Below are 11,226 nucleotides of genomic sequence, written 5' to 3' on the forward strand. Positions count from 1 at the left end.
GTTCTACTGCGGCCGCATGGTGGCGACGAGTTCCGCCACCTTCAGCCCAAATTTGCGCATCTCTGAGCGGTTCATGATCACGCCGCTTTCGGTCAGATAGAGCCAATCGGTCACGTTGAGTTTGTGACCGCCGGAGTCCTCAGGCAGCACGATGGTGTAGTCCATGCGGATCGTTGCGCCAGACACCTCGCCGGTGGCCTCGCCGACAATGTCATCGGCCGTGGCGGTAAACCGGTTGTCGTTGCCCATGGTCAGGAACCATTTGCGGTTCTGTTGTTTGCCATTGGAGTAGGTAAACGCCTCGCTCAGCGTGCCTTTGTTGCCTTCCCATTGGCCGACCATTTTGGCGACAAAGCTGTTGGTCACACGCCCGTTGGGACCGTAGATCAGACCTTCTGACAGGATCTCTCCGTTCAGATGCTCGCGCAGGGAAATTGCGGGGCCGAGGCCAGCATAATCCGAAGCCGTTTGGGCGCGGAAGCTAAACAGCCGGGATTTCATATAGACCAGTCCGAGGGTCATCATCAGGAAAAGGGTGAACAGTTTCATGCCACTGCCTCCTTGGTGGGCAAAGTCAGCACAAGGGCCAACGCAAAAAGTTTCAACACACAGGGCACCACAGCGTAGGCAATGGTCAGCATTGTCAGCGGTTCTGGCGCGTTGGGTTGGCCCGGCTGAAACCCGGCGGCCTGCAACAGCGGCAATACAAAGAATGCCGCCAGAGCAAGGGCCAGTTTTCCAGCAAAGGACCAAACGCCAAAGGCCAACGCTGCGTTGAGCCCTGCATTTGCGAGGGATACGGAGAAGAGCGCTGGAAGGATCACCATATCCGCGCCCAAAGCTGCGCCAGACGCCAAACAGATCACCGCAAAGCCCGCCATTTGACCCGGCGCCAAAAAGGCCGCGCCAACAAAGCTGCCGATTGCCAACGGCATAGCAATCAGGAGCGCTTGGCGCCCACCCACGCGGTTGGCCAGTCGAGTCCAGAGCGGCACGCTGAGACCTGCCGAAAGGAAAAACAACACCAGAAGCGGGCCGGCTTGGCCTGCGAGCATCAGGCGGTCCTCGACAAAAAACAGGAAGAGCGTGGACGTAATTGCGACCGGCAGGCTGTTGACCAAGGCCAGCAGCAGGAGCTTAAGCGCGCCGGCTTGTGCGAGGCCTTGCAACGAGGGTTTTTCGCCTTTGATCACCGGGCGTTGCCAGATCGGATAGCTGATCACCGCAGCCACCACGGCCACGCCGCCCAGCGCCCAACCAAAAGCGCCATAGCCTTCACCTGCAGCCCCCATGCCTACCAAAAGCGCCGGTAACATGGCCGCGAGGATCACACCGGTGAGCATCCCGCCCTCACGCCAAGCCGCCAAACGCATCAGGTCCGGTGTGGTGGGCGTTTTGGCCAAAGTGGCGCTGCGCGCATAGAGTAGGATCATGCCAAGGCTGTAGGCGGAGAACAGCAAGATCAGAACAACGGTGAGGCGCAGCATGCCGCCTTGCCCCGTCACGGAAAACAACAGTGGAAAGCCGATGGCCAGCCCGGAGGCTGCGCTCAACGCAAAGAAATTTTGCGCTTTGGGGAAGCGATCAATCGCCCAGCCGATCAGAGGGTCTTGCACCAAATCGATCACCCGCAGCGCCAGCAGCAAGCTGCCCAGCGCCGCCAATCCTATGCCCAGCTCAACCGAGGCAAAGCGCGGCAAATGGATATAGAGCGGGATGCCCGCCGCAGCGAGCATCAGGGCATAGAGGCTCACCCGTGGGTAGCCATATTTATATTGATTGGGTGAAGACACGATCAGCTTGCGTCGCGCAACCACGCTCCGTTTGCGGCTTCGCGGGTCTGGGTCAGATCCGTTGGCGCAGCAACCTGCTGCGCGCCGATCAAGTCCACAACCGCCATCGCGCTGGCAATGCCGTCCTCGTGGAAGCCATGCCGGTTATACGCCCCCGCAAACCACGTGCGGTTGAGGCCCTGCATCGCCGCGATGTCTTTTTGGGCCTTGATTGCGGCCTTATCGAACACCGGATGGGCAAAAGTGACGTCGTCGTAAACCAGCTCCGCAGGGATTTCAGACGTCGGGTTCAGAGTGACAAACAGCGGATCGCTTTCGTCGATGTTTTGCAGCCGGTTCATCCAGTAGCTCAGGCCAATTGCGCCGTTTTGGGAGCGGTAGGACCAACTGGACCAGCAATCGCGCGCCTTGGGCATAACGCTGTCATCGCGGTGTAGCACCGCGCGGTTGGGCTGGTAGCGGATCGCGGACAACGCCGCCCGTTCCGCTGTGGTGGCCGCATCCCCGAGGATCGCCAGCGTCTGATCGGAATGACACGCAAAAATGATGTCGTCGAACTCTTGCGCCTCAGCGCCTTTGATCGCCACCTGCACACCCGGCGTTGCACGCCCGTCAAGCATACAACGTGTCACGCTCGTGACCGGCGCGCCGGTGCGGATTGTGACACCACGCCGAACCATCGCCGCCTCGAGCCGACGGACATATTCAATGCTGCCACCATCTACGGTCCACCATTGGTGCGGCGTGCTGCCAGCTAACAAAGCGTGGTTTTTGAAGAATTGCACCAGAGATTTGGCTGGGAACTGGTCGATATCCGCAATGGGCGTGGACCAAATCGCCCCACACATCGGCATCATGTAGTTGTCGCGGAACCATGTGCCGAGCTTGAGCTGATCCACCAACTCACCAATGGTGATGTCATCGGTGTCCGCAGCGGTTTCGGCATATTTGCCAAACTTCAAAATGTCGCGGATCATCCCGTAAAACTTGGGACGCAACAGGTTGCGCTTCTGTGCTGTGATGGCTTTGAGGTTGTTGAGGCCATACTCCAGCCAACCGTCATTGATCGAAGCGCCAAAGCTCATTTCGCTTTTCGCCACCGGTACATCGAGTTCCTCAAACAGGCGGGTCAGATAGGGATACGTGGCATAGTTGAACACAATAAAGCCGGTATCGACCGGCTGATCACCGTTTTTGCCGGCGACCACCGTGCGCGCATGTCCCCCCAGACGTGGCGCAGCTTCGATGAGGGTGACATCATGCTGTTCAGACAGATAATAGGCCGCCGACATGCCGGAAATCCCGGCGCCAACGATGGCGATCTTGCGGCGGCTGCCGATGCTCTGATCAAACATGGTGGTCCTCTTTTTCTGATCGTTTGAAAGGGGATACGGCGCGCCAATTTGATTGGTTCACTCTTTCAAAAATCCATATGTGTTGGAGAACAGGAGTGAACCAAACCGGTTTGATAGGCGTAACACTCATATGACTTTGGACCACATTCAAGCAGAGACGATGCATGCCCGCCGTGGCGGGCTGAAAAACGCCTTCAAATACGGCGTGGACTTTGTTGTTGTCGATCTCGACGCCCCCGGCAAATTGCCTGCTGTGCTCTCGCGCAACGGGTTTAACCTCTGGTCGCTGTGGGATCACCGTCATGGTGGCGCACGTGATCACGGCAGCGGCTTGGAATGGTTTCGGGACGTGTTGCTTGAGCGTGGATTTCCCGTTGAAGAAGCACAACTTTTGCTACTCACCCAGCCGAGTTTCCTTTGGTTCCATTTCAATCCGGTGAGTTTCTGGGTGGCCGTCATTGACGATCAGCCCTGTGCCTTTGTGGCAGAGGTCAACAACACGTTTGGCGACCGGCACTGCTACTTCTGCGCTCACATGGATTTTCGCCCGATTGCGCCCTCTGATCGCCTGACCGCAAAAAAGCTGATGCATGTCTCCCCGTTTCAAAAGGTTGAGGGGCACTACCGTTTCAACTTCGCGTTTACCCCTGACCTGGTGCGCATCCGGATCGCCTATGAAAACGGTGACCAGGGTGTGATTGCCACTTTGGCCGGGCCACGAAAACCTGCCCGCAGCCGCAGCTTATTGTGGGCCGCACTGCGCCGTCCCCTCGGCGCGGCGCGCGTTGTGGCTTTGATCCATTGGCAGGCGATCATCTTATGGGTCAAAAAAGCGCCGTTTCTCAAAAAGCAACCGGCGCCGACCACCCTGTTGTCTGAGAACACCCCAACCACGGCGCCGGGCGAATGATTGAGTTTGCAGGCAAAACATATTGGCTGATCGGGGCAAGCGAAGGGCTGGGCCGCGCGATTGCGGAACAACTCAGCGAAGAAGGCGCGCAGGTGATCCTATCGGCCCGCAATGGCGAGCGGCTGGCCAGCTTGTGTTCCGCCCTGCCTGGCACCCGCGTGTTGATCCTGGATGTGACCGATACCGACGCGGTGCGGGCTGCCGCCAAATCTGTCGGACGGATCGACGGCGTGATCTACAATGCCGGCGCTTATGACCCAATGCCCGCCACGGACTGGGACAGCCATGCAGCCTTGCAAATGGCGGATGTGAATTTCATGGGCGCGATGCGGGTGTTGGGAGAGGTCACCCCCAAGTTTGTCGCGCAAGGCCATGGCGACATCACCTTGATTGGCTCCCTGGCTGGCTATCGCGGCTTGCCCAAGGCCATTGGGTACGGCGCGAGCAAAGCCGCGTTGGTGAGCCTGGCAGAAACCATGCGCCATGACCTGAAGGACACCGGCGTGACGGTGCGCTTGATCAACCCTGGCTTCATCAAAACCCGCTTGACCGAGAAAAACAGTTTTGCGATGCCGATGTTGATGCAGGCCGAGGACGCCGCCGCTCGGGTGGTTCAGGCAATGCGTACCGAACGGTTCCGCACCGATTTCCCGCGCCCGTTTTCCTGGGTAATGAAGAGCCTGCAATTCCTGCCGGACTTGCTGATCTATCGCGGTAAGTAGATGTTGATTTTGATATAATATAACACTACCTATACGGGCCGCTGTCACCCCCAATTCCAAAGGTGCCCCATGCCCGAAACACGCCTTCCCGTTACCCTGCTCACGGGCTTTCTCGGCGCGGGAAAGTCCACGCTTCTCAACAATATTCTATCTTCAGACAATCCTGATCGCATCGCGGTGATTGTGAATGAATTTGGCGAAGTTGGACTGGACCATGATCTTATTGAGGTCGCTGACGAGGAAGTGGTCCTTATGGCCTCCGGCTGCCTCTGTTGCTCCATCCGGGGAGACCTGTCCCACACCCTGACCAACCTTTTGGATCGCCGCGAACAGGGTGACTTGGCCTTCGACAGAGTGGTGATTGAAACCACAGGGCTCGCCGACCCGGTGCCAATCCGGCAAACACTCTTGATGGATTATGCACTGGTGACGACATGTGTTTTGGACGGGGTGGTGACTTTGGTAGATGCCGCCAACGGACAAAAGACTCTGGACGCGCAATTTGAAGCCGTCTCTCAGGCGGCCACCGCAGATCTCTTGGTGCTCAGTAAAACCGACTTGGTGTCTGGCGCTGAAGTCGCCGCACTTACAGCCCGCCTCAAAGACACCAATCCCACGGCACAAATCATCACTGCGACGGATGTCGCCTACGATCCCCAAAAGATGTTTGGCCTGTCCGGCATTCGGCGCGAGGCAACAGGCCCCCAAGCGCTAGCCTGGATGACACGACAAGAGCCAAGCCCTGCGCCAACAGACCCTTTGGCCAATCTATCCGGTTTGTCTAAAGCGCCGTCCCAACCTGTGTTTTCGCCGCATAATGCAAGCATTCAATCCGGGTCCATCACGTTGGACACGCCGGTTGCTGACGAGGTTTTTGATAACTGGCTGGACACTTTGGTTGCCTTGAAAGGACCGAACCTTCTGCGCGTTAAGGGCATTGTCTTTCTCAAAGACATTGAAACACCGTTTGTGTTTCACGGTGTTCAACACATCTTTGATCGTCCAGAGCCTTTGACCAATTGGGACCCAAACGACACCAAAACGCGGATTGTTGTCATTGCGCGCGATATGACTCAAGCCGAGGTCGAGCGCAGTCTGGACATGTTACGTGCCACACAGAGTGAAAAACCACGGCCCAAGGTGTTTCCCGGTTGGGATGCCGTCAAACCTTAAGGGCTGGGAAACAGCGCAAGTGCGACCATTGACACATGCAGGCGCCTAGATGCGGAACAACGGCTGCAGCAATCTAGGTACAAAGGCGTTGAACTTTAGCCGGGCGTCCGTGGCGGCAAGGCAGATGCAAGCCTCCCCTGCCCCGGCAATGGGCGTGTGTTCCAACGTCTCGTCGGCCACTTCCACATCTCCAACACCAAAGTGTCCAGTTTCGTCACTAAAGCTGCCTTGCAACACAAGCGTCATTTCCAGACCGTTGTGACCGTGATCCGGAACCGCCTGTTCCGGTGGAATGTAGAGCAGCCGGACGGACCCAAACTCATCTTCGGCCAAAATGTCCTGTTTCACACCCATGCCAAGCGTTTTCCAACGTGGTTCCCGCCCTTTGAGCGCTTCCATCACCGGCGCAGGGTACACGCCATTGCGTGTATACACCGGTTCTTCCGGCATAGGATCATCGAGCATCGACAGGAGGTTGGACTTCATATTGTCAGACACAGCCACAGAGCTGGTATCCTCCAGAACAATACCGCCCACGGCTTCATGCGCCTGAAGGGTGGCACGCGCCTCCGCGGACATGGAAACTTGCGTGGCCACCACAAGGGAAAACGCATGCGGCAGGGTGCCGGCGGCGTAGGCGGCCATCATTGGCTCTGGGATATGATGAGTGATTGCGGGCATAGGCTGGCTCATTCCGAGAGATCTTTGAGTTCGTGTCGAAGGCGCTGCAGCCCGAGACGTATGCGTGATTTGATGGTGCCAAGCGGCAGGCCGGTTTGGTTGCTGATCTCCTGATGGGTCAGCTCGCCCAAATAGGCCTTTTCTATCACCTCACGCTGCTCCGGGCGCAGCTTGGCAAGCGCGGCACGCAATTGTCCCGTTTCCTGTTCAATCGCCACAATCTGCGTCGCATCGGGCTCGGCCTCCGGCTCTTCTTTGAGAGCTTCGGGCATGGGCCGGTTTTCCTTGCGGGCGACGTCGATCTGACGGTTGCGAACAATTTGATAAACCCAAGCCGAGACCTGTGCGCGATGCGGATCAAACATATGAGCCTTACGCCACAACGTCAGCATCACGTCCTGCACGATCTCCTCCGCTTGCGCGGCGGAGGTGCCGTTTCGCATCACAAAGCCTTTCAACCGTGGTGCGAAATGGGCAAACAGAGACGCAAACGCAGCCTTGTCGCGATGATCACGCACGGCAATCATCCACAGGGTTTCCTGCGAGGGCGCGGCTTTGGCTTGCGACACACGCTGCCTTTCGTTGCGACGCACCTTCGGCTTTGCGGCCGAGGCGCGGGGGATATCAAGTGTTGCACTCACCATATGCTCAATACGCGGTCCTGTGCAAAGCGGATCATACGGGTGGAGAGAAAATCGTAACACCTTGTGGCAGAACGATTACTTTTCATCCTCAGCAAAGACCCGCTTGGCCACACGGAAACACTCCAGCGCCTGAGGCACCCCACAGTAGATGCCAACCACATGGATGATGGACTGCACCTCGTTTTTGCTCACGCCATTGGATAAAGCCCCGCGCAGATGGATCTCCCACTCGGTCATCTTTCCAAGCGCCGCAATCATTGACAGGTTCATCATCGAACGGGTTTTGGCATCAATCGTGTCGTCTCCCCACCCAAAACCCCAGCACCAAGCGGTCATTGCCTCCTGAAACGGGCGATGAAAGTCATCAGCGTTGTCCAAGATGTTCTGCACATACTCTGCCCCCAACGTGGCCTTACGTGCCGCCAGCCCCTTTAGGAACATCTCCTCATCCAAACTCATGTCACGTCCTCCCAAAACAAATGTTGTGAGAAGCTTAGGGGCAGAGAGGCCATCTCGCGAGCGTTCTTTACAGGTGCCTTTACGCCCGCCCAAAATCCAATCACCAAATTTCTGACTTTCGTGAGATTTGGGCCTTGTGTCTGCGGGAAGTGCCAAATATACGGGTCCGCGGAGACGTGGCCGAGTGGTCGAAGGCGCTCCCCTGCTAAGGGAGTATACCGGAAACGGTATCGAGGGTTCGAATCCCTTCGTCTCCGCCATTACCCATCATTCCGGCCTAGCGGCAACCCGCTGTTTTTCCAAAGAAGCTATCGATACACTCAAGACTACGCCAATCTTGAGATCTATTTTGCTATACAAATCGCTGTACATTCTACTCTACATCGACTGATCAGTGGCGAGGTGACAATGGCGATTAAACGCCGAGGTAAGAAGTTATCCCTCTACAGGAGGGTTCCCAAAAGGTATGAATCGGTCGAACCACGCAGGTTCATCTGGCAGTCATTGCACACGGACAGCATGTCCGAGGCTGAGGTGAAGGCAGGTCCCGCGTGGGAGCAGCTTTTGGCCGGGTGGGAGGCCAAGCTAGCCGGTGACACCTCTGATGCCGAGCAGCGCTTTGGAGCGGCTCGAGAACTCGCAGAGGCGCGCGGCTTCCGCTACATGCGCGTAGACAGGGTCGCCAAACTACCTACTGACGAGCTTCTGGATCGGATCGACGCCATTCCGGCGGGCAAGGGTAAGCCAGATCTCCGGGAGGCAGCTGCGCTGCTCGGAGGCGCCAAGGAGCCCGCGATCGCTATTACACGCGCTCTAGAGCTCTACTGGGACCTGGCCCGAGAGAAGACCTTGGGTAAGAGCGATGACCAGGTCCGCAAGTGGCAGAACCCTCGAAAGAAGGCCATTAAGACCTTCGTCACTGTCGTGGGCGACAAGCCCATATCCGAGATCACTGGCGATGATATGCTTGATTTCCGCACTTGGTGGCTAGACAGGATCGAAAACGAAGGCCTTTCTCCTGGCAGCGCCAACAAAGACCTCATTCATCTCGGCGACGTTCTGAAGACCGTAAACAAGATGAAGCGTTTGAACCTAATTCTCCCTCTGTCTGATCTTAGTTTTAAAGAGGGAGAAGCCGAGTCTCGACCGCCGTTTTCGGACGCCTGGATAAAGGAAAAAATCTTGGAGGCCGGAGCCCTGGACGGGCTGAACGAGGACGCACGCTGCATCCTGCTGGCCATGATAAACACAGGCGCCCGACCCAGCGAGCTAGCAGCCTTAACAGCCCCTCAGATATGCTTAGACGGTAACGTGCCGCACATTTCCATCGAGCCGGTGGTTCGCCAGCTCAAGACCGCCAACGCTCGGCGCGTGATACCGCTCTGTGGCATCAGCCTAGAAGCAATGCGCGCGCGTCCGGACGGCTTCACACGCTACAGGGACAGCTCCGCCAGCCTGTCGGCGACCGTGAACAAGTTCCTGCGCGAGAACGGCCTGATGGAGACACCAAAGCATACGCTCTATGGCCTGAGGCACAGCTTCGAGGACCGCATGTTGGCGGCAGGAGTTGATGAGCGCATCCGACGTGATCTCATGGGGCACGCGCTCGATCGCGAAAGATATGGCAAAGGGGCGAGCCTAGCGCACCTGCTCCGGCTCATTCAGGCGACCGCTTTGTAGCGTTCGGCGATGGCCTTGGCCCTCTGGATTGCGTCATCCCGTTTTTCGAAAAAGGAAATTTCGCGTTCGATCCGCTCGAAGACCGGCAGGTAAACCGGGTCCTCGATAACCAAGGCAGCCGTTTTGCTGTATGCGGCTTTCAGTTTCTCCAGATCAACGCTCATGCTTCTGCTATAGCAACGAGCCGACGGGAGGCAGAAAACTCCGGAAAATTTCTCGACTTGTTTCGGTTGTGTCACACCCCTTCGATGCACGGGCGGCAGGGCAGCGTTTGCGTGCAATACCTAGTCTTGATCATTCCCAAATTATTAAAACGCTCCCGCCACACATCCCCATCCATGCCCTCGCTACAATGAACATGTGCAGCATGTGCTGCGTTACTTTTGAGAAAATAGCGATGACAAAGAAACCCCACGAAAACACTCAGATGGCAAAGTATGTTGAGCGCCGAGTTCTTGAACTGAAACCAACTAAGAGCCAAGCCAAGATCGCCGAAGAAGCCGGATACACGAATCCTAACATGATTACTATGATCAAGCTGGGCAGCACGAAAGTTGCCTTGGATAGAGTGCCTTCCCTTGCTATTGCCCTGGACTGCGATCCGGCATTTTTGATGTGCCTTGCACTAGAACAAGCCATCGGCAAAACGGCGGCTGAAGCTGTACTTGAAATCTTAGGCGAGCCGGTCACTTCGAATGAAATGGGATGGCTAAAGGCGATACGAGATGCGTCGAAAAACAGCGACCCGCGAATAACCAGCAGATCCCACGCAACACTTCGAGCGATATTTGGGAGGTAGGTGGAATGTGCGAGACGCAAAACGTTCTGACCCGCACCGAGCGTACCTGGCTGCTCTTATCTCGGGAAATAAGTTGTCAAAGCGACCCTGTTCTCTCATTGCAAATTGTCCAACTCTTACGACAGCTTTGCAGGGAGCAATTAAGGAGGAACAGATGCTCTGGAGAAACGGCTTTCGTGTGTCATTGAAGGTCACATCTGGCCCAACGTGGTATTTGAAGTATCGCTCAGCCAAAGCGGACACAACAATCCTGCACCTTGGACGGTGAACGAGTATTCGCTGCGAACAGCTTGAAAGCCCGCTTTGGTATGAAAAGTCGCTCCTCGCTATCGACGCGAAATGACCGCCTCTCCTGGGCGAAAAACCATTGTCGTGGTTTCACAATCATAGGGTTTCGGACGCTAAGCCGCTCTAGACTGATCGAAAGTCAATACCAGATACACTTCGTGTTGCCGGCTCCAAAAAACATATGTCAACTCAAATCTATATATTGACGATGATCGCTTGGGGTACTCTATATAGTGTTGCTTCGGTTCCTTCGATTCTGGTCGAGGGCTAAGAGGGAAGCCGGTGAAAATCCGGCACTGCCCCCGCAACTGTTAGCGGTGAGCAAGGTTGATCACGCCACTGAAAGCTTGGCTTTCGGGAAGGCCAGCCAAGCTGAGATCCGCGAGTCAGGAGACCTGCCGTCCGCATGGAAAAGACCACGAACGGAGGGTTCGGGGGCGTGCAATGGGTCTGGCCCGGCACTGCGTCCTCGACTTTGACAACAGAAAGAGGACAGATGAGCATCATCGTTTATTCCAAACCCGCTTGCGTACAATGCACTGCCACCACCCGTGCGCTGGATGCAAAGGGCATCAGCTATGACGTGGTGGATTTGACCGAAGACACCACCGCGCTGACCCGCGTGACTGAGATGGGCTATCGCCAAGCACCGGTAGTGGAAGCCAACGGAGAACATTGGTCTGGGTTCCGTCCGGACATGATTGCCCGCCTGGCCTCCTAAA

General features: G+C 56.6%; 13 protein-coding genes, 1 tRNA gene and 1 riboswitch. Of the genes, 7 read left to right on the forward strand and 7 right to left on the reverse strand.

The features are described 5' to 3' along the window. Positions 1-3 precede the first annotated feature (3 nt). From MK208_RS10745 to MK208_RS10755, 3 genes are read right to left on the reverse strand one after another with little or no spacing between them, the layout of a single operon-like run. Positions 4-549, reverse strand: a complete 546-nt coding sequence (locus tag MK208_RS10745) for a DUF3833 domain-containing protein (protein ID WP_294116506.1) — start codon at positions 547-549, stop codon at positions 4-6. After that, positions 546-1,736: an MFS transporter gene (locus MK208_RS10750; protein WP_294116547.1), complete on the reverse strand. Its 1,191-nt coding sequence runs from the start codon at positions 1,734-1,736 to the stop codon at positions 546-548. The genes MK208_RS10745 and MK208_RS10750 overlap by 4 nt, the downstream gene beginning before the upstream one ends. 59 nt (positions 1,737-1,795) lie before the next feature. Further along, entirely contained in the window at positions 1,796-3,148 is a 1,353-nt protein-coding gene (locus MK208_RS10755; RefSeq protein ID WP_294116507.1) for an FAD-dependent oxidoreductase, read from the reverse strand. A gap of 130 nt (positions 3,149-3,278) precedes the next feature. Between MK208_RS10755 and MK208_RS10760 the strand changes: the two genes are divergently transcribed. The 3 genes from MK208_RS10760 to MK208_RS10770 all read left to right on the forward strand — a co-directional run bounded on the left by MK208_RS10760 (position 3,279) and on the right by MK208_RS10770 (position 5,953). After that, positions 3,279-4,058, forward strand: a complete 780-nt coding sequence (locus MK208_RS10760; RefSeq protein WP_294116508.1) for a DUF1365 domain-containing protein — start codon at positions 3,279-3,281, stop codon at positions 4,056-4,058. Then, on the forward strand, positions 4,055-4,780 hold the full coding sequence (locus MK208_RS10765; protein ID WP_294116509.1) for an SDR family NAD(P)-dependent oxidoreductase: 726 nt from the start codon (positions 4,055-4,057) through the stop codon (positions 4,778-4,780). Before MK208_RS10760 ends, MK208_RS10765 begins: the two co-directional genes overlap by 4 nt. A gap of 69 nt (positions 4,781-4,849) precedes the next feature. After that, positions 4,850-5,953, forward strand: coding sequence for a GTP-binding protein (locus MK208_RS10770; RefSeq protein ID WP_294116510.1), 1,104 nt, complete (start codon positions 4,850-4,852; stop codon positions 5,951-5,953). A gap of 45 nt (positions 5,954-5,998) precedes the next feature. Here the strand turns inward: MK208_RS10770 and MK208_RS10775 are convergent, their stop codons facing one another. From MK208_RS10775 to MK208_RS10785, 3 genes are all read right to left on the reverse strand, one after another. Continuing rightward, positions 5,999-6,634: a ChrR family anti-sigma-E factor gene (locus tag MK208_RS10775; RefSeq protein ID WP_294116511.1), complete on the reverse strand. Its 636-nt coding sequence runs from the start codon at positions 6,632-6,634 to the stop codon at positions 5,999-6,001. A gap of 8 nt (positions 6,635-6,642) precedes the next feature. Then, complete coding sequence (locus tag MK208_RS10780) at positions 6,643-7,278, reverse strand: sigma-70 family RNA polymerase sigma factor (RefSeq protein WP_294116513.1); 636 nt, start codon at positions 7,276-7,278, stop codon at positions 6,643-6,645. A gap of 75 nt (positions 7,279-7,353) precedes the next feature. Continuing rightward, positions 7,354-7,737 (reverse strand): carboxymuconolactone decarboxylase family protein, encoded by a 384-nt coding sequence (locus tag MK208_RS10785; protein ID WP_294116515.1) that lies wholly within the window; start codon positions 7,735-7,737, stop codon positions 7,354-7,356. A 170-nt stretch (positions 7,738-7,907) separates the two neighbouring features. Here MK208_RS10785 and MK208_RS10790 point away from each other — a divergent pair. Then, positions 7,908-7,997 (forward strand) — tRNA-Ser (locus tag MK208_RS10790). A gap of 148 nt (positions 7,998-8,145) precedes the next feature. Then, a complete protein-coding gene (locus tag MK208_RS10795; protein WP_294116517.1) occupies positions 8,146-9,417 on the forward strand; it encodes a tyrosine-type recombinase/integrase in 1,272 nt (423 codons plus the stop codon). Here MK208_RS10795 and MK208_RS10800 read toward each other — a convergent pair. Beyond that, on the reverse strand, positions 9,399-9,581 hold the full coding sequence (locus MK208_RS10800) for a hypothetical protein (RefSeq protein WP_294116518.1): 183 nt from the start codon (positions 9,579-9,581) through the stop codon (positions 9,399-9,401). The genes MK208_RS10795 and MK208_RS10800 overlap by 19 nt on opposite strands. Before the next feature lie 233 nt (positions 9,582-9,814). On the opposite strand from MK208_RS10800, the gene MK208_RS10805 reads away from it, so the two are divergent. Both MK208_RS10805 and nrdH read left to right on the forward strand, forming a co-directional pair. Further along, positions 9,815-10,216, forward strand: coding sequence for an XRE family transcriptional regulator (locus MK208_RS10805; RefSeq protein ID WP_294116519.1), 402 nt, complete (start codon positions 9,815-9,817; stop codon positions 10,214-10,216). A gap of 513 nt (positions 10,217-10,729) precedes the next feature. After that, positions 10,730-10,922, forward strand: a riboswitch (cobalamin riboswitch). A 78-nt stretch (positions 10,923-11,000) separates the two neighbouring features. Next, positions 11,001-11,225: a glutaredoxin-like protein NrdH gene (gene nrdH, locus MK208_RS10810; RefSeq protein WP_294116520.1), complete on the forward strand. Its 225-nt coding sequence runs from the start codon at positions 11,001-11,003 to the stop codon at positions 11,223-11,225. The last annotated feature ends 1 nt before the right edge of the window (position 11,226 follow it).

The organism is Shimia sp. (assembly GCF_022448905.1).
Taxonomy (GTDB): domain Bacteria; phylum Pseudomonadota; class Alphaproteobacteria; order Rhodobacterales; family Rhodobacteraceae; genus Shimia.

Bases quoted from the DNA above. Each gene is read 5' to 3' on its own strand.
- MK208_RS10765 (WP_294116509.1), top strand. From the start codon at position 4,055: ATGATTGAGTTTGCAGGCAAAACATATTGGCTGATCGGGGCAAGCGAA.
- MK208_RS10800 (WP_294116518.1), bottom strand. From the start codon at position 9,581: ATGAGCGTTGATCTGGAGAAACTGAAAGCCGCATACAGCAAAACGGCT.
- MK208_RS10770 (WP_294116510.1), top strand. From the start codon at position 4,850: ATGCCCGAAACACGCCTTCCCGTTACCCTGCTCACGGGCTTTCTCGGC.
- MK208_RS10755 (WP_294116507.1), bottom strand. From the start codon at position 3,148: ATGTTTGATCAGAGCATCGGCAGCCGCCGCAAGATCGCCATCGTTGGC.
- MK208_RS10780 (WP_294116513.1), bottom strand. From the start codon at position 7,278: ATGGTGAGTGCAACACTTGATATCCCCCGCGCCTCGGCCGCAAAGCCG.
- MK208_RS10785 (WP_294116515.1), bottom strand. From the start codon at position 7,737: ATGAGTTTGGATGAGGAGATGTTCCTAAAGGGGCTGGCGGCACGTAAG.
- MK208_RS10775 (WP_294116511.1), bottom strand. From the start codon at position 6,634: ATGCCCGCAATCACTCATCATATCCCAGAGCCAATGATGGCCGCCTAC.
- MK208_RS10750 (WP_294116547.1), bottom strand. From the start codon at position 1,736: ATGCTCGCTGCGGCGGGCATCCCGCTCTATATCCATTTGCCGCGCTTT.
- MK208_RS10795 (WP_294116517.1), top strand. From the start codon at position 8,146: ATGGCGATTAAACGCCGAGGTAAGAAGTTATCCCTCTACAGGAGGGTT.
- nrdH (WP_294116520.1), top strand. From the start codon at position 11,001: ATGAGCATCATCGTTTATTCCAAACCCGCTTGCGTACAATGCACTGCC.
- MK208_RS10745 (WP_294116506.1), bottom strand. From the start codon at position 549: ATGAAACTGTTCACCCTTTTCCTGATGATGACCCTCGGACTGGTCTAT.
- MK208_RS10760 (WP_294116508.1), top strand. From the start codon at position 3,279: ATGACTTTGGACCACATTCAAGCAGAGACGATGCATGCCCGCCGTGGC.
- MK208_RS10805 (WP_294116519.1), top strand. From the start codon at position 9,815: ATGACAAAGAAACCCCACGAAAACACTCAGATGGCAAAGTATGTTGAG.